Source organism: Candidatus Kinetoplastibacterium galatii TCC219, assembly GCF_000340905.1.
Lineage (GTDB): Bacteria > Pseudomonadota > Gammaproteobacteria > Burkholderiales > Burkholderiaceae_B > Kinetoplastidibacterium > Kinetoplastidibacterium galati.
The window spans coordinates 82,931-105,642 of the sequence record NC_020284.1 but is presented as its reverse complement, the minus strand read 5'-3'; the positions used below and the strand labels follow the sequence as shown (position 1 = coordinate 105,642).

Annotated in this window: 16 protein-coding genes and 1 tRNA gene; 6 read left to right on the top strand and 11 right to left on the bottom strand. The window is 31.7% G+C overall.

Features of this window, described 5'->3' with window-relative positions; all coding sequences use genetic code 11:
* Positions 1–17: 17 nt before the first annotated feature.
* Positions 18–587 (bottom strand): outer membrane lipoprotein LolB, encoded by a 570-nt coding sequence (locus ST1E_RS00490; RefSeq protein WP_015389303.1) that lies wholly within the window; start codon positions 585–587, stop codon positions 18–20.
* Between the two features lie 163 nt (positions 588–750).
* Between ST1E_RS00490 and mutM the strand changes: the two genes are divergently transcribed.
* The gene (mutM, locus tag ST1E_RS00485) at positions 751–1,611 is read left to right on the top strand and encodes a bifunctional DNA-formamidopyrimidine glycosylase/DNA-(apurinic or apyrimidinic site) lyase (protein WP_015389302.1); all 861 of its coding nucleotides are present in this window, start codon (positions 751–753) and stop codon (positions 1,609–1,611) included.
* On the opposite strand, the gene ST1E_RS00480 is transcribed toward mutM, so the two are convergent.
* Together ST1E_RS00480 and coq7 are read right to left on the bottom strand one after the other, a co-directional pair.
* On the bottom strand, positions 1,600–3,003 hold the full coding sequence (locus ST1E_RS00480) for an FAD-binding oxidoreductase (protein ID WP_015389301.1): 1,404 nt from the start codon (positions 3,001–3,003) through the stop codon (positions 1,600–1,602). The genes mutM and ST1E_RS00480 overlap by 12 nt on opposite strands.
* A 110-nt stretch (positions 3,004–3,113) precedes the next feature.
* A complete protein-coding gene (coq7, locus tag ST1E_RS00475) occupies positions 3,114–3,791 on the bottom strand; it encodes a 2-polyprenyl-3-methyl-6-methoxy-1,4-benzoquinone monooxygenase (RefSeq protein ID WP_015389300.1) in 678 nt (225 codons plus the stop codon).
* Positions 3,792–3,978: 187 nt separating this feature from the next.
* Here coq7 and ST1E_RS00470 point away from each other — a divergent pair, with 187 nt between their 5' ends.
* Positions 3,979–4,776: a thymidylate synthase gene (locus ST1E_RS00470; protein WP_015389299.1), complete on the top strand. Its 798-nt coding sequence runs from the start codon at positions 3,979–3,981 to the stop codon at positions 4,774–4,776.
* Between the two features lie 17 nt (positions 4,777–4,793).
* On the top strand, positions 4,794–5,294 hold the full coding sequence (locus tag ST1E_RS00465; RefSeq protein WP_015389298.1) for a dihydrofolate reductase: 501 nt from the start codon (positions 4,794–4,796) through the stop codon (positions 5,292–5,294).
* Here ST1E_RS00465 and ST1E_RS00460 read toward each other — a convergent pair whose 3' ends face one another.
* The 5 genes from ST1E_RS00460 to ST1E_RS00440 form a co-directional block, all read right to left on the bottom strand.
* Complete coding sequence (locus tag ST1E_RS00460; RefSeq protein WP_015389297.1) at positions 5,295–7,550, bottom strand: arginine/lysine/ornithine decarboxylase; 2,256 nt, start codon at positions 7,548–7,550, stop codon at positions 5,295–5,297.
* 38 nt (positions 7,551–7,588) lie between these two features.
* Positions 7,589–8,152 (bottom strand): dCTP deaminase, encoded by a 564-nt coding sequence (dcd, locus tag ST1E_RS00455; RefSeq protein ID WP_015389296.1) that lies wholly within the window; start codon positions 8,150–8,152, stop codon positions 7,589–7,591.
* Positions 8,153–8,224: 72 nt separating this feature from the next.
* A complete protein-coding gene (locus ST1E_RS00450) occupies positions 8,225–11,665 on the bottom strand; it encodes a translocation/assembly module TamB domain-containing protein (RefSeq protein WP_015389295.1) in 3,441 nt (1,146 codons plus the stop codon).
* Complete coding sequence (locus tag ST1E_RS00445) at positions 11,662–13,509, bottom strand: autotransporter assembly complex protein TamA (RefSeq protein ID WP_015389294.1); 1,848 nt, start codon at positions 13,507–13,509, stop codon at positions 11,662–11,664. Before ST1E_RS00445 ends, ST1E_RS00450 begins: the two co-directional genes overlap by 4 nt.
* A 10-nt stretch (positions 13,510–13,519) precedes the next feature.
* The gene (locus tag ST1E_RS00440; protein ID WP_015389293.1) at positions 13,520–14,611 is read right to left on the bottom strand and encodes an Mrp/NBP35 family ATP-binding protein; all 1,092 of its coding nucleotides are present in this window, start codon (positions 14,609–14,611) and stop codon (positions 13,520–13,522) included.
* A 211-nt stretch (positions 14,612–14,822) separates the two neighbouring features.
* Between ST1E_RS00440 and metG the strand changes: the two genes are divergently transcribed.
* Positions 14,823–16,886 carry a methionine--tRNA ligase gene (metG, locus tag ST1E_RS00435; protein WP_015389292.1) on the top strand — a complete coding sequence of 688 codons (2,064 nt, stop codon included), beginning with the start codon at positions 14,823–14,825 and terminating at the stop codon, positions 16,884–16,886.
* A 49-nt stretch (positions 16,887–16,935) separates the two neighbouring features.
* Positions 16,936–17,901 (top strand): pyridoxal-phosphate dependent enzyme, encoded by a 966-nt coding sequence (locus tag ST1E_RS00430; protein WP_015389291.1) that lies wholly within the window; start codon positions 16,936–16,938, stop codon positions 17,899–17,901.
* 72 nt (positions 17,902–17,973) lie between these two features.
* On the opposite strand, the gene ffh is transcribed toward ST1E_RS00430, so the two are convergent.
* On the bottom strand, positions 17,974–19,362 hold the full coding sequence (gene ffh, locus ST1E_RS00425) for a signal recognition particle protein (RefSeq protein ID WP_015389290.1): 1,389 nt from the start codon (positions 19,360–19,362) through the stop codon (positions 17,974–17,976).
* A 77-nt stretch (positions 19,363–19,439) separates the two neighbouring features.
* The gene (htpG, locus tag ST1E_RS00420; protein ID WP_015389289.1) at positions 19,440–21,344 is read right to left on the bottom strand and encodes a molecular chaperone HtpG; all 1,905 of its coding nucleotides are present in this window, start codon (positions 21,342–21,344) and stop codon (positions 19,440–19,442) included.
* A 149-nt stretch (positions 21,345–21,493) separates the two neighbouring features.
* Between htpG and ST1E_RS00415 the strand changes: the two genes are divergently transcribed.
* A tRNA-Leu gene (locus ST1E_RS00415) sits at positions 21,494–21,578 on the top strand.
* Positions 21,579–21,605: 27 nt separating this feature from the next.
* Here ST1E_RS00415 and ST1E_RS00410 read toward each other — a convergent pair.
* On the bottom strand, positions 21,606–22,670 hold the full coding sequence (locus ST1E_RS00410) for an AI-2E family transporter (protein ID WP_015389288.1): 1,065 nt from the start codon (positions 22,668–22,670) through the stop codon (positions 21,606–21,608).
* Positions 22,671–22,712: the final 42 nt, after the last annotated feature.

Below are 22,712 nucleotides of genomic sequence, written 5' to 3'. Positions count from 1 at the left end.
AATTACCAATAATAAAACTAGTTCTTAACTATTAATTTTATAGTTATAGAACTATTTTCTTGTGTTTTTTGCAGAATTATTTTTCTAGGTCCAAATATATCATAGCTTGACAAATTAACTTCCCACTCAGAAAACATAAAAGAACTTGGTTTATTAAATTTGTCTGTTAGTAATTTTTCAGGAAAATCATTATATGCAAAGGAACCTTTTAGCCATAATCTTAGGCTATTCATAGGTATCTTGTAACCTAAAAATTGAGACACGAGACTATCAACATCTAAAGATTGCAGGTAGAAACCATCCGCGGTTCTTAGCAAGGCATTTTCATGGGAGACTTTAAGATAGACCTCTCTTTTGCCAAAAAAATTTGATAACCCCATTTCATAATATTCGTCGCAATCATTCCAAAAAAATGTACCTTGAAATGCTCTTAATATATTAGAGCTGTTTTTTTCAACTATATAGAAGCTACCAGTTCTTTCAAATACCTTATCGTTTATCAAAGTCTTATGCATACAAGAACTGGATAATAAACATAAAGCAGCCAAAAAAACAGAGTTTGCTGTATAAAATAATCTAGATAACATAATAATCTCATTTTAAACTATTTGGTTCATGCGTGTAGAAACATAGTAATAATAACATTATAGAATGTTAAATTAGATTTATTTACATTTGAATTTAAATAGCTTATAAAATACATAATTTAATTATAAAAAACCAAGTAAACGGTTAACATAGAGAACATATATGCCAGAACTTCCAGAAATAGAGCTACTTAAAAGAGAGATAGAACCCAAAATACAAAATAGAACAGTTTTAGAGTTTAAAATTAGGAATCATAAACTAAGATGGCCTGTGCCTGATCATCTTCCAAAAACTATAGTTAATCAAACCATTTTAAAATGCTCTCGTAGAGGGAAATATTTATTGTTTCATTTTAAGCACGGGGTACAAATAATACATCTAGGAATGTCTGGATCATTACGATTTATAAGAGATGAGTCTCCTGGTAAACATGACCATCTAGAATGGATTTTTAATGAATCAATAATACTAAGAATGAATGATCCTAGAAAATTCGGGGCAGTATTATGGCATGATCTAGAAAATGATGGTAAATTATATGACAATAAAGTTTTTAAAAATCTTGGTTTGGAGCCATTTTCAACAGAACTAACAGATCAGTATCTACACAAGAAACTTTCGAATAAAAAAAAATCTATAAAACAAGTCCTTCTAGATGGACATATTATAGTGGGAGTTGGAAATATATATTCATCAGAAAGTTTATTTAAATCAAGAATAAATCCATTAACACCAGCTTCAGAACTTTCAATGAAGAACTGTTCTGAGATTATTACATCTATACGTGAAGCACTTTGTGATTCAATTGATTCTGGTGGTAGCACTATAAGGAATTATGTCAATACCAATGGGGAAAGTGGTAACTATATGAAAAATTATGCTTCCGTTTATGGAAGAAACGGGTTGCCTTGCAATGTATGCAATTCTAAAATAATAAAAATAAAACAAAACGGTCGTTCCACTTACTATTGCCCCATTTGCCAAAATTTGGACAAAAAACGATCAAGCAACTTAAATATCTAAGATTTTTCCTGGATTCATTATGTTCTGTGGATCTATAGATTCTTTTATCATCCTCATCATTGATAACTCTGAAGCACTCTTGTATTTAGACAATTCATCTACCTTTAGAACTCCTATTCCATGCTCCGCGCTAATCGACCCTCCAAAATTAACCACCATGTTATGCACTATATTATAAATATCATATTGCGAAGATAACAGCTGATATTCACTTTGCCAGCTAGCTTTTGCTATATTATAGTGTAAATTTCCATCTCCAATATGACCAAAAATTATATGCTGCACTCCTGGAAACTCGGTTTGTATTAAACTATTTGTCTCCTTAACAAAGGAAGTAATACTAGATATTGGAATCGAGATATCATGTTTAATTGCTTTTCCAAGCTCTTTCTCTGCTATGGGAATACTTTCTCTCAATAACCATATTTCTTCATTTTGTTTCAGACTATTAGAGACTATAGCATCAATAATTAGATTATTGCTAACAGCGTTTTCTAAAAAACTACTTATCAAATCAACAATTTCATGATCATTGTTGTCATAAGAAATTTCTATTAACACAAACCACGGTGCCTTATAGATGAAATTTTTTGGCAAATCAATTAGTTTCTGCACAAGATCTATGCATAATGCACTCATTAACTCAAATGCTGTTATTTTCACACAAAAAAAACTACGGGAATATGAAAACAAACTCACTGCTTGCTCTAAAGAAGCAACTGAGACTAAGAGAACTTTCTTTCCAAATGGCTTTGGAAATAATTTTAGAGTAGCAGCAGTTATTATGCCCAAGGTTCCTTCGCTTCCAATATAAAGATCACGTAAACTATACCCAGAATTGTCTTTACGTAAACTCCTCAATGCATTAACTATATTTCCTTTTGGATTGACAAATTCTATACCTAACGTCAATTCTCTGATATTCCCATATCTTAAAACCTGAGTGCCTCCTGCGTTAGTGGCTAAATTACCACCTATTGTACAACTACCCTCAGAGGCAAGGCTTAGAGGAAATACTCTGTTATAATCTAGGGCAGCATTTTGAATATCCTTTAGAATACATCCAGCTTCTACCGTTATAGAGTTGTTAATCTCATCGAGATCTATAATTGAGTTCATTCTTGTAGTAGAGAGAACTATAGAGTCACCAGAGGTGTCTGGTGTAGCTCCTCCACATAACCCAGTGTTCCCTCCCTGTGGTACAATCGGCACATTGTAAAAAACACATAAATTAACTACCGCCGCTACATCACTAGATGTTCTAGGAAAAACTACTGCAATTGCATTCCCTTTGTATCGTTTTCGCCAATCTATCAAAAATTTCTGCATTAGGTTACCAGTAAGAACAAATTCATTACCAAGCAACAATTCAATATCTCGTAAGAAGCTCATAGATCAATTCATATTTTTTAGATTAAATAAGAATAAACTAGTATTATCCATGTAGAAATAATATAAAAACAACTAATTTTAAAAAACAAATAACTAATTAATGATCATCACTATAGCCAATAAGTTAATTTTGTCATAAATTTAGACATTATTTTCATAGATATTTTAGAAAAATAAGATAAATCATCTGCACCAGCATTATCAGCAACTTCCTTATGATGTATCTCATCTTCTTGCATTTGCAGAAGAATAGATCTTGATTTGGAATCAAAATGCGGTATTAAGTTTAAGTGTTTTTCCAAATGAGCCTCAACCTGTTTTTCTGTTTCTGACATAAAACCCAAATTTACAGAAGAGCCATAAAAACTGGCTATAAGTCCTAGTAAGAAAGAACTAATATACCAAAATGGACCTAATATACTAGTACGACCATCTAACTCCCTTATTCTCTGTCTACACCATACTAAATGGTCTATTTCTTCTATAGATGCACTTATAAATAAGTCTTTAATATTTTTATCTTTGCAGGCAAAAGCTTGACCCCTGTATAAAGCCTGAGCGCATATCTCACCAACATGGTTTATTCTCATAAGTCTAGACACAAGTAGCTTCTCTTCTTCAGATAATAGATATTCATCATTAATTTTTATAGAAGGATTAGGTCTATGTGACTGAACTTTTCCTGATAATATACTTAATGAAGACTCTAACTCGCAAATAATACTATCAAAAATACTAATTTCACGAAAATTTGTATTATCACTATTGTTTGGTAAAACTTCTTGCATGTGACCACCTTTTTAATAGACATATTTATCTATAATAAATTTCAGATGAGAGTTATTATTACTTTCATATTATTGGATATTAAAATAACAAAAATATATAAATAATATTAACAAATAAAAACACTCTATTACAAAAAATCAATATAATTAGTTTATTCCTCAAAAACAAACAATCCAGAACATATAAATGCAACAATATAAAGAATTTTTAAAACATGTCATTAGCAATGGTACATACAAAACAGATCGAACAAAGACTGGTACCATATCAGTATTTGGCTATCAAATGAGATTCAATCTTTCTAATGGATTCCCATTAATAACGACTAAAAAGCTGCATATTAAAAGCATTATTATAGAATTATTATGGTTTTTAATGGGAGGCAGAAATATAAATTGGCTTAGAGAACATGGTGTAACCATTTGGAATGAATGGGCTGATAGTAATGGTGATTTAGGACCAATATATGGTGTTCAATGGAGATCTTGGCCAACTTCGGATGGCACGAAACATATAGACCAAATATCCAATGTTATACATGAAATAAAGAAAAATCCGAATTCACGCCGATTAATAGTTTCCGCATGGAATGTATCAGAAATAGATAAAATGGCATTACCGCCTTGCCATATATTATTTCAATTCTACATTATTGATAATAAGATATCGTGCCAAGTATATCAAAGAAGTGCTGATATATTTTTAGGAGTCCCTTTTAATATTGCAAGCTATGCCTTACTTGTCAATATGGTAGCACAACAATGCAATCTTGGTTTGGGTGATCTGATATGGACAGGAGGTGATTGCCATATATACAATAATCATTTAACACAAGTAAATGTACAACTTTCACGTGATGTTCTGCCTTTACCCACCTTAATTATAAACAGACAACCAAAATCCATATTTGATTATAAATATGAGGATTTCACGATAATTAACTATAATAGCCATCCACACATAAAAGGAAATGTGGCTGTATAATAAACATTAAGGAAATCATGGAAATAATTATTATAGTTGCCTATTCTGACAACAGAGTAATAGGTAAAAACAATACACTACCATGGAAATTAACAAGTGATTTGAAATCATTCAAAAAACATACCATAAATAACACCATTATTATGGGTAGAAAAACTTGGGATTCATTACCTAAGAAACCATTGCCTGATAGAGAAAATATCGTTATAACAAGAAGAAATATAATAGATTGTGGAGCTCTTACAGCAAAATCTCTTAGTGAAGCTATAAGTTTATGTTCACCTGGTAAGAAAATTTTTGTTATAGGAGGATCTTCAATATATGAGCAATTTCTACCAATAGCATCACGTATATTAGCAACAGAAATACACTCATCGCTAAATGGAGATTCTTTTTTCCCTGAGATACGTTCAGATATTTGGTTAGAAATTGATCGCAAACCACAAATTCCCGAAAATAATTATAACTACGATTTTGTTACATATATAAAACAACCTAAAAATCTTATTGTTTTATAACTAAGCTAAGCAATCAACATAATAATTTTTATTGCCATTTTCATCGGTGTCTATAGTTAGACCATGCATATAATTCTCGAATCCTGGAAATTCATCATTAAAATCACGGACAAATTCCAAATAATTAACTATTGTTTTATTAAAACGTTCTCCTGGAATTAGCAACGGTATTCCTGGAGGATATGGTGTCAGCAATACACCTGTAATACGTCCTTCAAGATCAGATATTTTGACTTTCTCTACTTCACGATGAGCCATTTTGGCAAAAGCTTCTGATGGTTTCATTGCGGGAATCATTTCGCTTAAATACATTTCAGTCGTAAGACGAGCTATATCATACTCGCGATATGTATTATGAATTTGATGGCAAAGATCTCTAATTCCTAAACGCTCGTATTTTCTCTGAGACTTACAGAATCCAGGCAATATACGCCACATTGGTTGATTACGATCATAATCATCTTTAAATTGCTGTAAAGCAGTTAACAAACTATTCCATCGTCCTTTAGTAATACCAATTGTGAATAAAATGAAAAATGAATAAAGTCCTGTTTTTTCTACAACTACTCCATGTTCTGCTAGATACTTTGAGACTAATGAAGCAGGAATCCCAGATTCTCCAAAACTGCCAGAAATGCTCAATCCTGGAGTTACAATTGTAGTTTTTATAGGATCTAACATGTTAAATCCACATGCCAAATCTCCAAAACCATGCCACTGATCATCAGAATACAACATCCAGTCTTCGCGATTTCCTATTCCTTCCTGAGCCATCCTATTCGGACCCCAAACTTTAAACCACCAATCATTTTTTCCAAATTCTGACTCAACCTTACGCATGGCACGTCTAAAATCCATTGCTTCTCTTATGCTTTCTTCTACTAATGCTGTTCCTCCTGGAGGCTCCATCATAGCAGCAGCAACATCGCAAGAAGCTATAATTGCATACTGTGGAGATGTAGAAGTATGCATTAGATATGCTTCATTAAAAGCCGTATGATCAAATTTTCTATCAGCTGGTTCTTGAACAATTATTTGAGATGCTTGAGATATTCCTGCTAATAATTTATGTGTTGAATGCGTAGCAAAAATCATGGAGGTATTACCCCTAGGTCTATTTTCTCCAATAGCATGCATGTCTTGGTAAAAATCATGAAAGGATGCATGTGGTAACCAAGCCTCATCAAAATGAAGAGTATCTACATAACCATCAAGATGCTTTTTTATCATTTCAACATTATAAACAACACCATCGTATGTACTTTGAGTAAGAGTTAATATTCTTGGTTTTTTATTTGCTACTTTTTTTGCCAGCGGGTTCGATAATATCTTTTTATTAATATTATCAGGATTGAATTCATCCAGAGGTATTGGACCTATTATACCAAAGTTATTACGTGTTGGTCTTAAAAAAACAGGAATAGCTCCAGTCATAGTTATAGCATGTAAAATAGACTTGTGACAATTGCGGTCTACTAACACTATGTCATCATTCGCAACATTTGCATGCCAAACAATTTTATTAGACGTTGATGTGCCATTAGTAACAAAGTAACAACGATCAGCATGAAAAATACGTGCAGCGTTAAGCTCAGATTCAGCAACTGGGCCTGTATGATCCAGTAATTGCCCCAATTCATCTACAGCATTACATACATCTGCACGAAGCATGTTTTCACCAAAAAACTGATGGAACATTTGCCCAACAGGACTTTTCAAAAATGCAACTCCACCAGAATGACCTGGACAATGCCAAGAATAAGATCCATCTTGAGCATATTTAACTAACTCTCCGAAAAAAGGTGGAGCCAAAGAAGATACATAGTTATTTGCTTCTCTTATTATATGCCTAGCAACAAACTCCGGAGTATCTTCGAACATATGAATAAAACCGTGCAATTCTCTCAAAATATCATTTGGAATATGCTCAGAGGTTCTAGTTTCTCCATATAAATATATTGGTATATCTGCATTACGAAATCTTAATTCACCAATAAAAGCACGTAATTTTTTTATAATAATGGCAACATCTTCTGGAGAATCAACATCAAATTCCTCGTCATCAATAGATAAGATGAAAGCACTAGCACGACTTTGCTGTTGCGCAAATGAGCTTATGTCTCCGTAACCTGTAACGCCTATAACCTTCACTCCTTGAGCTTCTATAGCCTCGGCTAATGCTCTAATACCAAGACCAGAAACATTCTCAGAACGATAGTCTTCATCAATTATAAAAATAGGAAATAAAAATCTCATGTCTAGCTATCCAATAACAAAGTCACTACAAAAACAAACTAAATGCAAGGAACGGTAACACCATTTTGAAACTGATATTTACCTCCTCTATCTGCATAAGATACTTCACAAGTTTCAGAAGATTCCAAGAAAACCATTTGTGCACAACCCTCTTCAGCATATATCTTCGCTGGTAATGGTGTAGTATTAGAAAATTCTAGTGTAACATGTCCCTCCCACTCTGGTTCCAGAGGTGTAACATTTACTATAATTCCACATCTAGCATAAGTGCTCTTTCCTAGGCATATAGTAAGAACATTACGAGGGATGCGAAAATATTCTACTGTACGTGCTAAAGCAAAAGAATTAGGCGGAATAATACAAACTTCTCCATAAAAATCAACGAATGACTTTTCATCAAAATTCTTAGGATCGACAATAGCATGGTTAATGTTAGTAAAAATCTTAAATTCCTTTGCGCAACGAACGTCATATCCATAACTACTAGTGCCATAACTTACAATGCGGCTATTGTTTATCGCATTAACTTGGTAAGGTTCAAATGGCTCGATCATTCCACCTTCTGCGGCAGAACGAATCCAAATATCACTCTTAATACTCATAATAATTTCACAGTATAATTTTATTTATATATTAAGATAAGAGACTATCATAAAAATTAGCTATATATTGAATTATTCGAAAAATGAACGACAAATAAAAGCTGCTCCATTAACAGACCCTATTTTTATATCAAATGACCAAGAGTGCGATAATCTATAACTTATTCTACCAACTGTTTCAGTGCTAGCCAAAGACTGCTCTATACTCAAATCAACACCATTTGAAAATTTCTTACTGGCAACAACAAATTGTGTAGAAAGCCGATCATATTCATCACGTACTAAACTTCCAACAACTGTTTGACCTGGCAAAAGACTATCAAAACTGCCAACAGAACCATTCTTTATACTTACATCACTTAGACCCAATTGACGATACAATGATTGCCCTCTTCCTAGCAATGCAGTTCCAACAGAATATAATAAAGAAATATCGCTAGCATTATCTTCAGGACCTCGACCCAAAATCAACCATGAAAGTTTCTCAACATCACTAACATCGGGATAAGATACAAGTGTGACGACAGGTTTCTGCAATGTCCCTGAAACTCGTATACCAGATTCAATTAATTCTCCAGATTTTAAAGCTTCAACATCTATTAAGGGATTATCAAGTCTTCCTTGAAAAGTAAGACTACCGTGTTTTACCTTTAGTCTTTTCCCATATGCATCAACAATACCATCATTAGCTTTTAGAGTTCCTATGCCAACTAGACGGCCATCATCTTTCGAAGAAGTTCTAATAGATCCGAATAATCCTGTATTCAGACCTAGTACTGATATACGAAACTTATCACCAAGATCAAACAAAAGATCGATATTTGGTAATAAAAACGAATTATTTGATTGATTTTTTAATATCCCAAAATGCTGAACTATAACATCATCATCTAACGTTGAAGCCCGAAGCATATGATCCAAGTTAACCAAACCATTATCTGCCGTTAATTTACCGCTGAGAAAAAAAGTAGGGAATGCTATATCGATATCTATATTTCCAGAAACTGATGCATAACAATCAGACCTCTGTAGAACTGGAAATTTCTGTATGATTGAAAAAAACTTACCATTTAAGTCTTCTAGATCTAGATAACCATTGCAAAGAATATAACCATCCTTAATATTTCTATTATGCAAAATAGAATTACTATCGTAAGTTTCTTTATTCTTTATGCTATTTGTTGATGGAAAATTTAATTTATCGACTATAAATTTTCTTCCTTCTGAGTGTGATAATAGACAACCATTATCAAGATAAATTCCTTTATCTAACATAAACAATCGAAATTTTTCTATAGAAATGGAGCCATTTGTATTCCATCTCCCGTCTTCAGAACCAATGAAATTTATTATGGAATTTAAAGATCCTCCAATCTCCAGATCATCTCTTAGGAGCTTATTAACTATAGAAAGGTCATTTATATCCATATTTATATCTATGAAGCAATCTTTGTTTATTACAAAATTAATAAGATTATTATTGATACATGAAACTAATGACGCCTTAGCGTCCATAAATCCAATGGAAGAATCTTTCAGTTTCACATCAAGACTTATATCACTATATCTATTTGCTCTAGGCTTTGCTTTCAATAACACATTAAAAATAGGGGCTGAATTAGATATGGAATCTAGTAGAAATTTATCATAAGCGTTGATTTCAATATATCCTTGTAAATTATCAGAAAATGAAATATCCCATTCCCCATACATAGGGAATGCACTAGGTATACCCAATAAGTCTTTACTTAAATATGGCAGGTTAAACTTCATGCCTAAGAGCTTAGCTATATCTGAGAAAATTAAACTATCAGATAGTAAATTTTTAAATTTTGCTTTTGTCTCTAGATTACTGCTACTACCGCTAGACAAGATGTGCTCTAAGACTACTTCCCCATGCTTGTGTGATTTAAAGATCATGCAAAATTTTCCTAATCTCCATGTAAGATTTGAAAAATCAACATCAAGACTTAAATTAATATCCGAATTCTTATTTAAAGAAATTAAAAGATCATCGAAACTAGTGTTAATGTCATGAAGTCTAAAAATCAATAATCTATTAGAATCGTGATTAAACAAAATAGAGAAATATGATGATAAAGAGACATTTTTCCATCTAGCAAAATTACCAATTTTTACTTTATCTAATAATGTATTGAATCTAATTGAATGATTTTTTAATAAACCATTCATATCAATATCCAAATTAATAGAACCAGATAGTTTAGAGCACAAATCAGAAAGATTTGGCATTACAGCATTAATAGCTAAACAGTGTTGTGTTTCGTTGAAAACATTACTTACAAAAAATTTATTATTATTTATACTTAGATTAAGATCCATAGATCTAACAAAAACCTTTGATAAGTAATCTATAAATTTATTATCATTCGAATAATTATCTTTATTTGTAAAATTCATATCTGTTTTAAAAATACCAGATAGTTCTTTATCATTCCATTTACTATTATCTAAAATTTTAGCATCTAAAATTAATCTATAATAATCTTTTTCTAAAATCTCAAAATTAGCATTAGCAACTAAATTTAATAGCAAGGAAGGAACATTATTGTTAAATATCAAACCAAAATCTAAATCTTCTATGTTGCAATCCAGTGAAAAAAAATCACAGAATTCTTTATTTTTTCTTGAAATAGAAAAAAAAGCTCTTCCAGCAGAACTATGGCTATTAATATCTAGAAAACATGATAAAAGAGATAATTTATTACAAATAGAGAATACTGTTGAATTCTCAATAATAAAATCTTTATTACTGGCCTTAATATCAAAACAAACTCTATCTGAATCACCATTAGCTCGTATATTTAAAGAACAATTCATAAATTCTGGTCTAAGTATTTTGCAACTGGAAGGATTTTTTTTAAGGAGAATATCAGCACATGCAGAAAATAAATTATCAGATAATGTTATTTTAAATAATCCACTAACACTAGCATTAAAATGAAGAGAACATAAATCTAATCTTTCTAATACAATCCCTGATGAATTCTTCTCAGTATTAATTCTGGCTAATAAATCATGAGCCGAAACAATAAATTCATCATTTTCATTATATATAGCTGTAGAATCAATACTAAACAAATCAACTTTTAAGAATTTTGGAAATTTAAAATTTATTATATTATTCTTACTAAGATTTTCCTCATTACTCTTAAGATTTAAAACAGTTGAATGAATAGATAATTGACTAGCACGCAAAACTCCTTTAAGCAATGATTCCCATTTTATATGTAGATATAAGTCATTAATATTGCAACTCATACTCTTATTACTAATACTTAAGCTTCCAATCCTCAGACCATTGACAATTGTACCTTGAATATTTGTTGCGCTTCCATTAAACTTACCGGCTATTAATTTTATTACAAAACATGTGCCTTGATGGGATGCTACACACCAGAATGTCAATCCACAGATTATAGCTATTAAAATTGATATAGTAGGCAATAGTACGCCTACCAAATATCTAAAATTATTTTTTAACTTAATCAAAATGCAATTCCTAAAGAAAAATGCAACCGCAGATTTTCATATTTTTGCCCATAAGCAATATCAAAAGACAAAGGACCTGCTGGGGTCTTGATGCGTAAACCTGTACCATAACCAACAGCAAAACTTATATCCTTAAATAAGTTGAATGCATCCCCTAAATCCAAAAAAGCACTAATGCCAAGTTTATCATTCACATAATGGTTATATTCCATACTTAGTATTGTAATAGACAATGCCCCAACTACCGCTGAGCCTCTATGTGCCCCAATACTTTGATAATTATAACCTCTAATAGAATTAGCACCCCCAGCACGAAATCCAAAATCATCTGGTATTTTTACATTTTCACTAGACCAAACTTTTCCTAATTCACAACGAAATGTAAACACATCATTAAATCTAACTGGAAACCATTTCTGAAATTTAATTCTAGTACGAGCATATGGACTTATATTATCTAGAGATACACCTGCCCCTAAACCAACAATCAATAAATTTCCAAAATTAGGATCTAAATTATTATTCAATTCTCTCCTAACTATTTCTACTGTGCCAGTTGCGGAAGGTAATATAAAATCAGAATGCTCTCTTATCTTTATGTGATCATACGCTAACAATGCTCCATAATTTGCCTCATATCTAGCTCCTGTTATATTTATATTTTGTGCCGTGCTATTATATCCATTACTAGAGCGAGCAAAACCTATAGCGAAGCGTGTTATATTTAGTCCATGCAAATCAGAATTATCTAATGAGGCTCCTATAGAATTTTGTTTTCCATATATATCGTGTGGTAAATTAATATCTGCAAAAATTTTTTGTCTTACTCTATCTATACCAAGTCCTGTAGAAAAAATGATTGGTAAACGGAAAGGAACATTCTTGTTGTATAAACCTTCCATTTTAATTCCAGCATTATCGTCTATTCCAATAGAAGACGCTATCTTTTTTGATGGTGACTCAGCCACAACAATGTTCACAGGAAGAACGCATTTACAATCACCACTAAGAACTGAGGATGATTCTATATTTCCTTTTGTCATTTTTCTTATAAAATTGTCTGATACAGCTGGGTCAATAGTAACAAATACTCCATGAAAGAATGTTGTTGAATACAAATGCTGCTGCCAATCATTTAATTTATCCTGATCAAATGCATCACCTTCATGATATTTTACATACCTGTTGAGCAAACTCTCAGGAACTCTATTTAAGCCACTAACATTAAGAGCTCCCATAAGAACCCTAGGACCACTATCTATAACAATAGATAAGTAAGCTTGTGCATTTTCCTGATCTATTGTTGCCTCAGACCTAACGATTTTCGCGAAGAAAAAGTCATGTGATAATAGAGCATTTAGCATTTTGCTTTTCGTATTGCTCCACTCGCGATTAGTGAACTCCATACCAATTTTAAGTGGACAATTATCTATAAGAAGTTGAACTCTTTTCTCAAATTCCTTATCTGTAATACCACCTGTAAATAATATATTTAATTTAGCAATGGTCGTCCTTTTACCGGCAATTATAAATATATTCCATATTTTTTGATCATGTAAACCGTGTTCAATATTTATATCAACGCTCGGTGAAAAATATCCATCTGCTGATAACAAAGATAATACAGAATCAATAACTCTTCTATGATATCTGTCAATTTCTCCAGAATCATTTTCATTTATGCCCTTAAGCACTGATTCAATTGATTTTGTTATAGAAGTCATTAATTCTGATTGAATACCATCGCTCTTAACCAGAATTTTTTGGGAAGATGCTATTGCTAAAAATGATGCAAAAAACATGCTGAGAAACAAAAGCATTAAAGAAGCATTAAAACGATACATTTTGTAGTTGCTAAACTTTTTTAAACATTATTTTAGGGAATTTCATACCATTTTCTTTTGGTAATGACGCTACTGAAATAGATAGGCTTAATGCTATATCTAAATATGACTTAGCTATATCACTCATAGGATCATCTATAACTATAGGAAATCCGGCATCAGATTGCTTGCTAATCCTATAATCCAGAGGAATCATTCCAAGTATCGGTATATTATTTTGTTTAGCAAGACGCTGTCCCCCATATTCTCCAAATATATATTCCTTGTGATTGCATTTCGAGCAAATATGAAATGACATATTTTCCACAATACCTAAAACTGGAATATTAAGTTTTTTAAACATACTTAAGCATCTTCTTACGTCAATCAGAGAAACATCCTGAGGGGTTGTAATAACTATGGATCCAACAATAGGTACCTTTTTTGCTAGAGTAATAGCAATATCACCAGTTCCTGGAGGCATATCTATTATAAGATAATCTAAATTATGCCACTCTGTTTGATTTACTAATTGATCAATAAACTTGGATATAATTGGTCCTCGCCAAATGGCAGGAGATTTGTAATCAAACATAAATCCTATGGAGTTAGCTTGCAAACCATGTCCAACCAAAGGAGCAATATTACCATTATCTAGTATTGTTGGCTTATCAAATATACCTAACATAATAGGTATACTTGGCCCATATACATCTGCATCTAAAATACCTACATTTGCCCCTAAAACTCTCAAAGATAATGCTAAATTAACAGCTAAAGTACTTTTGCCTACACCTCCTTTCCCAGAAGAAACCATAATAATATTCTTAATGGAAGGTAAGGATCGAACATCACCACAAGAAACATGTGCCTCAACATTAAAATTAACATCAATAAATATATCTAAATGATATTCACAAAAATAAGATAAGATTTGCGATTTTAATCTAGATTTAATATTTTCAATTATCTCATTATTGGCATGGTAACCTAATTCTAGTTGTATAATAATTTTAGAATTTTCCGCCCTTATATTATAATTATTATAATTAATGTAATCATTTTTCTTTTCATTTTTTATTTTGTCTAAAAAAAATTTAATTTTCTCTGAAATTGTATTCATATTTATCTAAACCTATAATTATTATGCATAATACACAAAAACATAAAATTCTACGTGTTATAAAGGAATTTATATAAAATGGTTAATATATGTTCATATATTTAAATAATTCTACTTAGTTGATAAATACATAATAAATTATATATTCCAAAAAACATCTAAATAGATATAAAATAAATCATAAAATCTTACCGGGATTTAAATTTCTACTATGCATCGAACTATCTTTGTTACCACAGCGCTTCCTTACTCTAATGGGTCATTTCACATCGGACACATTATGGAGTATATACAGGCTGATATTTGGGTTAGATCAATGAGAATGTCTGGACACAAGGTGTACTTTGTTAGTGCTGATGATGCCCATGGAGCTCCTATAATGCTTAAAGCTGAGGCAATGGGAATAACTCCTAAAGAACTAACAAATATCTATAGCAAAGAAAGACCAATCTATTTAAATGGCTTTCATATAAAATTTGATCACTGGCATTCAACTGATTCAAAAGAAAATACATTACTATCGCATCAAATATACAAAAAACTTAAAGAAAATAATCTTATAGAAAGAAGAATTATTCAACAATTATATGATCCGGTAAAACAAATGTTTCTTGCTGACCGTTATATAAAAGGAACATGCCCAAAGTGTAAGTCTGATAATCAGTATGGTGATTCTTGTGAAGAATGTGGTAGCACATACAATCCTACTGAATTAATTAATCCACATTCCACAATAACTGGGGCAAAACCATTATTAAGGTCATCTGAACATTTGTTTTTTAAATTATCTGACTCTAGATGTATAAATTTTTTAAGAAACTGGATAGAAACTAAGAACATCAACAATAAAAAGAAACTACAAGATGAAGTTATAGCAAAAATAAGTGAGTGGTTAGGAAAAGATGAGAAAAATTCGAAATTAGAGGATTGGGACATATCAAGAGATGCCCCATATTTCGGTATAGAGATTCCAGACTTTAAAGGAAAATATTTTTATGTGTGGTTAGATGCCCCTATAGGTTATTTGTCATCTTTAAAATCATACTGTGAATTGCAAGATATAAACTTCGAAGAATTGCTAGATAAAAATAATTCAGTAGAGCAAGTACATTTCATAGGCAAAGATATCATTTATTTTCACACATTATTCTGGCCTGCTATGCTCCACTTTTCAGATAGAAAAACACCAGACTCTGTTTATGTCCATGGCTTTGTAACTATAGATGGAAAAAAAATGTCCAAGAGCCGAGGAACTGGAATATCTCCATTAAAATATCTAGATCTTGGGTTAAATCCTGAATGGCTAAGATACTATTTCGCGTCAAAACTTAACTCTAGAGTAGAGGACATAGATATAAATAAGGGTGATTTTATCAGTAAAGTAAATAGTGATCTTATTGGTAAATATATAAATATTGCAAGCCGGACTGCTCCTTTTATTACCAATTTTTTTGATGGAAAACTGAATTTTTATAATAAAAACGAATCACTTATAAGTGAAATAAAATTTAAGATAGATTTAATAAGTCAGTTATTTGAAAATCGCGAATATAATAAAGCGATAAGAGAAGTAATGAGCTATGCTGATTATACAAACCAAGTATTTGATATATCAAAACCTTGGGAAATGGCCAAGAAAGCAAAAAGTGGTGATTCTTCTTCCATGAAAGATCTTCATGAAATTTGCTCATTTACAATTGGCAGATTTAAGGCAATATCTGTGATGCTGGCTCCAATCTTGCCAGAGACTGCACTATATATCTGTTTAAATTTTTTTCAAATTGAATATCCATTAAATTGGAATGATGCCTTAATTTTGCCACAAAAAATAAAACCATTCAAACATATGATGAGTAGAATTGATGAGAAAATTTTTTCTAAGCTGTTTGAACAAAACCATAAAGAAAAGGAAAACATGGATCTAGTAACTAATAAAGAATTCATAAACATAGAAGATTTTGCAAGATTAGATCTTGTGGTAGCTAAAATCGTGAGATGCGAAAATGTAGAACAGTCTGATAAATTATTAAGATTAACACTGGATTACGGGGAAGAAAATTATAAAAATGTTTTTTCTGGAATTAAGAAATATTACAATCCAGATGATCTTATCGGAAAACTAGTAATCTTAGTTTCTAATCTAAAACCTCGTAAAATGAGATTTGGGATATCAGAAGGAATGGTGTTAGCTGCTAGCAGTAAGGATGAAATATCAAAAGAAATTTACTTGATAGAACCTCCAGAGTTTACTAAACCAGGAATGAGAATAACTTAAAAATAAAATGTTTGATAAACAGAAATAATAATTATTATTAAAACAGAAAATGAATGATTTTTTATCAGTTAATTTTGAAGATATTATAAAATCAGCTGAACGTATAGATAGATATATATACAAAACCCCAATATTAATATCACATGAGATTAATGAAAAATTTGGAGCTAATTTCTTTTTTAAATGCGAAAATCTGCAAAGAACCGGATCATTTAAATTTAGAGGAGCTATTAACGCATTAACACAATTAAACAATACACAACGTAACAACGGAGTAGCTACATTCTCTTCAGGAAATCATGCTAAAGCTATAGCTCTATCATCAAGAATTTTAAATATAAAATCTATAATACTCATGCCAATGGATGCCCCATTGGCAAAGTTAGAATGTACACGTAAATATTCTAACAAAGTAATCCTATATGATAGATATATTGATAATAGAGAAGAATTACTTGAGAAACTTGTCAAAAAATACAGGGTAACTCCAATTTCATCCTATGATAATTATAACGTCATATCTGGAGCAGGAACAGTTTGCAAAGAATTTCTCGAAGAAGCAAGAAATCTTGATGCTATATTTGTAGGTTTGGGTGGAGGAGGATTATTGGCAGGATCATCTTTAAGTGGAAGATCATTAGCTAAAAATTGCAAGATTTATGGAGTGGAGCCTTTACTTGCAAATGATGGGCAACAGTCATTTAAATTAGGTAAATTAGTAAAAATAGAAACACCAAAGACTATCGCTGATGGAGCCCAAACACAATGTTTAGGAGAAAAAGCTTTTGATATAATAAGGAAGTATACTGATGATATAGTAATTGTTACAGATGAGCAAATAACAGAGTGCATGAAAATAGCTGCTGATTATTTAAAACTAATAATTGAGCCAACTGGATGTTTAGGATTTGCTGCTGCAATAAATAACCGTGAAACATTTAGTAATAAAAATATCGGGATAGTGCTGACGGGTAGTAATATAGATATGAAAAATTTCTATAACTTAACAAATTAATCGTTATGTATCTTTTAATAAAATTCACAAGAGATCATTACCATACAATATAAGAATACATTAAACAAGAAACTATAATAAATTGCCGATACCTTTAATAGATCTAATCATCTTGGCTATACCACCCTTCTGCATTTTCTTCATAACAAGTTGAGCTTTTTCAAACTGACTTAGCAATTGATTTATATCCTGAATAGAGACACCAGCACCTTCAGCTATTCTTCGCTTCCTAGATGACTTTATCATATCTGATCTGGTTCTTTCTTCAATAGTCATAGAATTTATTATAGCCTCAGACTTTTTAATGAAATTTTCAGATTGATCTAAACTGAATTTTCTATTGGAACGAAAACTACTAGGTACACTTTCCAGTATGCTCTCTATACCACCTAGTTTCTTCATTTGTATTAGCTGCGAACGAAAATCATTTAAATCAAATTTATCTTTAGATCTAATTTTATTTACTAAACCACTGACATCAGATAAATTAACACTATTTTGTGCCTTCTCAACTAATGACAATATATCACCCATGCCTAGTATTCGCCTAGCCATTCTATCAGGAGAAAAAATCTCCAAGCCATCTATCTTTTCAGATGTTCCTATAAATTTTAATGGTACATTTGTAATTTGCCTTACAGATACAGCAGCACCTCCACGAACATCACCATCTAACTTTGTTAAAATAACTCCAGTCAAAGGCAACTTATCAGAAAAAGATTTAGCTGTATTTATTGAGTCCTGACCCTGCATAGCATCAACTACAAATAATGTCTCTATAGGTTTAGTAATTTCACTTAATGATTCAATTTCATCCATCATTAATTTATCAATACCTAGCCGTCCAGCAGTATCGATCAGCATAATGTCATAGTAATGCTTCTTAGCATAAGATAAAGCACTTTTGGCAATATCAATTGGATTATTGTTAATATCATTAAAGAAAAAATCAATTCCTATCTGTTGAGATATTATTCTCAATTGATCAATAGCAGATGGACGATACGTATCTACACTAGTAATCAGAATCTTTTTTTTTCCTGTCTTTTTCCCATATCTTGTATGATTACCATTAGATAACCAATATGCTAATTTCCCAACAGTTGTTGTTTTACCAACTCCTTGTAAACCCACAAACATAATAGTAGCTGGTGGTGCCACTGACAGGGATATTTCATTAGAAAATTCACCAAGATCTCCACCCATAATCGCAGTAAGTTCTTTATGTACAATACCAACTAAAGCCTGACCTGGATTCAAACTATCAAGAACATCACTACCTAATGATTTAGTTTTAAGGATATCTATAAAATTTTTTACTAATGAAAAAGAAACATCAGCTTCTAGAAGAGCGATTCTAATCTCTCTAAACATTTCTTTAGTGTTTGATTCTGTTAGACGAGCCTCCCCACGTATTCTTTTCAACACATGAGACATTTTACTTGTTAGATTATCGAGCATATAACCTCTATGAATTAAACATAATAAGACAAAATTGTGAGATAGCTAATATAATTAACTACCTCACAAACATATTATTAATTATTCAATAATATGTCATTTAACCTCTTAACAAAAATGTTTGGCTCTGATAATTGACCGCCACTTGTTAAAATCGCTTGATCTAACAATAAATTTGACCAGCTATCAAAATCTTTATCATTCATGTCTTCCAGTTTCTTTAAAAATTTATGATTAGCATTAATCTCAAGAATTGGTTTCGAATCTGGTGAATTTTGTCCAGCTGCTCGTAACATGCGTACTAGGTGCGGGCTTAGATCATTCTGATTTACTACTATGCAAGCTGGAGAATCAACCAACCTTGAAGAAACCCTAACCTCTTTAACTCTTTCAGAAAGACTTTTAAAAAGTCTATCAATAATAGGCTTCAACGATTCTGATGAACTAGTTAAATTCGTTCTCTCTTCAGTATCTGTTATGTCTTCAGAATTCAAACTATCTTTTGCTATAGACACTAGAGACTTATTTTCAAAAGACCTGAGATTTGATAACATCCATTCATCTATTCTATCTGATAATAATAGAACCTCTATTCCTTTTTTTCTAAAGATCTCTAAATGAGGACTACCTATTGCATTTTCAAAAGAATCAGATGTTATATAATAAATGTTGTTTTGATTAGGTTTTATTCTTGAAATATAATCATTAAGGGAAACTGTCTGGTTTTTATCATTATTATGAGTAGACGAAAATCTTAATAACTTAGCTATACGATCTTGATTTGAAAAGTCTTCACCAATTCCTTCTTTTAAAATTTGACCAAATTGATTCCAGAATATTGAATATTTATCAGTATCTTTACTTGCCATATCCTCAATAAGATTCAGTATGCGCTTTACAGATGAATCACGAATACTTCTAACCTCACGACTCTCCTGTAAGATCTCACGAGAAACATTTAGATCAATATCAGAAGAATCTATAATTCCACGAACGAATCTCAGATATCTTGGCAAAAGCTGATCTGAATCATCCATTATGAAAACTCTGCGTACATATAATTTTATGCTGTTGGATTTTTCACGGTCCCAAATATCAAATTGAGCATGTTTTGGTATATAAAGGAGTTGAGTATATTCATTAGAACCCTCTATCTTGTTATGAGTCCATATTAAAGGATCCTCAAAATCATGAAAAACTGTCTTATAGAATTCTTTATATTGATCTTCAGTAATTTCTGATTTTTGACGAGTCCACAACGCATTAGACTGGTTAACTACTTCAAGTTCACTAGTTTTAACATGCTTACCGGTTTTTTCATCCCATTCTTCTTTATACATCAAAATTGGCAAAGAAATATGATCTGAATATTTCCTTATTATCTCTCTTATCTTCCATCCATTTAACAGGTCGCTAAAATCATCCCTTAGATGTAATATTATTTCGGTCCCCCTATCAACTCTTTCTAAGTTGACTACAGTAAATTCTCCTAATCCATCTGAGCTCCAACAAACAGCTTGATCAACAGGAGCATCAGCACGTCTACTAATTACCCTGACATTATCTGAAACTATAAAAGCTGAATAAAATCCAACTCCAAACTGACCAATAAGATTAGAATCTTTTTGTTTATCACCACTTAAATTCTTAATGAAGTCTTTGGTGCCGGATTTCGCTATAGTTCCTAAGTTGTCTACAATCTCTTTAGATGACATACCTATACCATTATCTATAATTGATATGGTATGTAAATCACTATCATAAAATATCTTTATAGATAAATCTTGATCATTTCCTAATAGTTTTGGTTTGTCTATTGCTTCAAATCTCAATTTATCACAAGCATCAGACGCATTAGATATTAATTCGCGAAGAAAAATTTCTTTATTGCTATAAAGAGAGTGTATCATCAAATGTAACAGCTGCTTTACTTCTGCTTGAAAACTCATTGTTTCAGGTTCTTGATTTTTAACTTTACTCATAATGGGATATACAAATTAATTTATAAAAATTTTGAGAATATACAAAAACAGCAAAAAACTGCAAGTAATAATATTACCATGGAGACTTTATGTTATTTTTCAAGATAGTGTACAATTACACCTAAAACATATATAATTATCTCCTCTAAGCCCGGGTGGTGAAATAGGTAGACGCAGGAGACTCAAAATCTCCCGCCGAGAGGCGTGCCGGTTCGATTCCGGCCCCGGGCACCACTGTCGTATGCTAAGAATTTCAAATCTTCACTTGTGTATATGCATGCTAGTACTGTGAACCCACTCCCTCCATATAGCAACTATGAGAGCCATGAAAACAGGGCCGATGAATAACCCTATTATGCCCATGGTTTGTATACCTCCTATCAAACCAAAAAAAGTTGGTAAGAATGGTAGTTTCACTGGTCCACCAATAAGTTTCGGTCTAATAGTCTTATCTACAATAAATAACTCTATAGTCCCCCACAAAAATAAACAAATTCCTGACATGGTTTTATCTGAACCAATTAGATATAATGATATTGATGTAAATACCACTGGAGCTCCGCCAGGGACTAATGCCATAAAACAAGTCAAAACTCCAAGCAAGACAGGAGACGGTACATCAGCTATCCAATAAGCAAAACCTAAAATAACTCCTTCTCCCATTGCTATAAGAGCCATACCTGTTACGGTAGCACTAATCATGGCTGGAACAACTCTAGATAAACGCATCCATTTATTAGGTATAATACTCTCCCCTAATATATCAAGTTGCCTAAGCATGTTTTCTCCATCCTTATATACAAAAAATAAGGTGATCAACATAAATAACAATGTTAAAAGCAAATGAAAAGCATTTCCAGTTGCTGATAAAATCATCCTATATATATTTCCTAGATGTTCTCCGCTCACTAGCTGCACGAGTTTCCCTAATGCATGTGGTTCACCCAAATACAAACGCCAAAACTCTGAAAAGCGATCGCCAAATAACGGCATAGATAGTATCCAAGTTGGAACCTCTACACCATTTTTGTTAACAGCTATGGCCCATACAATAAAATTACCTGCTTCCTGTATTGCATAAGAAAATACAATAGTGATAGGAATTACTAGCAATAAAAGAACCAATATCAATAGAACAGAGGCTGATAATATGGTATGACCGCAACATAATATTCTTATACGGTGAAAAATTGGCCAACTGGCTATTCCTATAACTAAGGCAGTTAACGAAGGGACTAAAAAACCTTTGATAAAATAAATACCTATTACTATAACAATCAATAACAACCAACGAGCTATTAAAAAAAGCGGCAATACTGGCCTCATAATAAAACTCTATAAAAAATAAAAATCATTATTCTTAAGTAT

Bases quoted from the DNA above. Each gene is read 5' to 3' on its own strand.
- ST1E_RS00470 (WP_015389299.1), top strand. From the start codon at position 3,979: ATGCAACAATATAAAGAATTTTTAAAACATGTCATTAGCAATGGTACA.
- ST1E_RS00490 (WP_015389303.1), bottom strand. From the start codon at position 587: ATGTTATCTAGATTATTTTATACAGCAAACTCTGTTTTTTTGGCTGCT.
- ST1E_RS00445 (WP_015389294.1), bottom strand. From the start codon at position 13,509: ATGTATCGTTTTAATGCTTCTTTAATGCTTTTGTTTCTCAGCATGTTT.
- ST1E_RS00460 (WP_015389297.1), bottom strand. From the start codon at position 7,550: ATGAGATTTTTATTTCCTATTTTTATAATTGATGAAGACTATCGTTCT.
- coq7 (WP_015389300.1), bottom strand. From the start codon at position 3,791: ATGCAAGAAGTTTTACCAAACAATAGTGATAATACAAATTTTCGTGAA.
- ST1E_RS00430 (WP_015389291.1), top strand. From the start codon at position 16,936: ATGAATGATTTTTTATCAGTTAATTTTGAAGATATTATAAAATCAGCT.
- ST1E_RS00480 (WP_015389301.1), bottom strand. From the start codon at position 3,003: ATGAGCTTCTTACGAGATATTGAATTGTTGCTTGGTAATGAATTTGTT.
- dcd (WP_015389296.1), bottom strand. From the start codon at position 8,152: ATGAGTATTAAGAGTGATATTTGGATTCGTTCTGCCGCAGAAGGTGGA.
- ST1E_RS00410 (WP_015389288.1), bottom strand. From the start codon at position 22,670: ATGAGGCCAGTATTGCCGCTTTTTTTAATAGCTCGTTGGTTGTTATTG.
- mutM (WP_015389302.1), top strand. From the start codon at position 751: ATGCCAGAACTTCCAGAAATAGAGCTACTTAAAAGAGAGATAGAACCC.
- ST1E_RS00465 (WP_015389298.1), top strand. From the start codon at position 4,794: ATGGAAATAATTATTATAGTTGCCTATTCTGACAACAGAGTAATAGGT.
- metG (WP_015389292.1), top strand. From the start codon at position 14,823: ATGCATCGAACTATCTTTGTTACCACAGCGCTTCCTTACTCTAATGGG.
- ST1E_RS00440 (WP_015389293.1), bottom strand. From the start codon at position 14,611: ATGAATACAATTTCAGAGAAAATTAAATTTTTTTTAGACAAAATAAAA.
- htpG (WP_015389289.1), bottom strand. From the start codon at position 21,344: ATGAGTAAAGTTAAAAATCAAGAACCTGAAACAATGAGTTTTCAAGCA.
- ffh (WP_015389290.1), bottom strand. From the start codon at position 19,362: ATGCTCGATAATCTAACAAGTAAAATGTCTCATGTGTTGAAAAGAATA.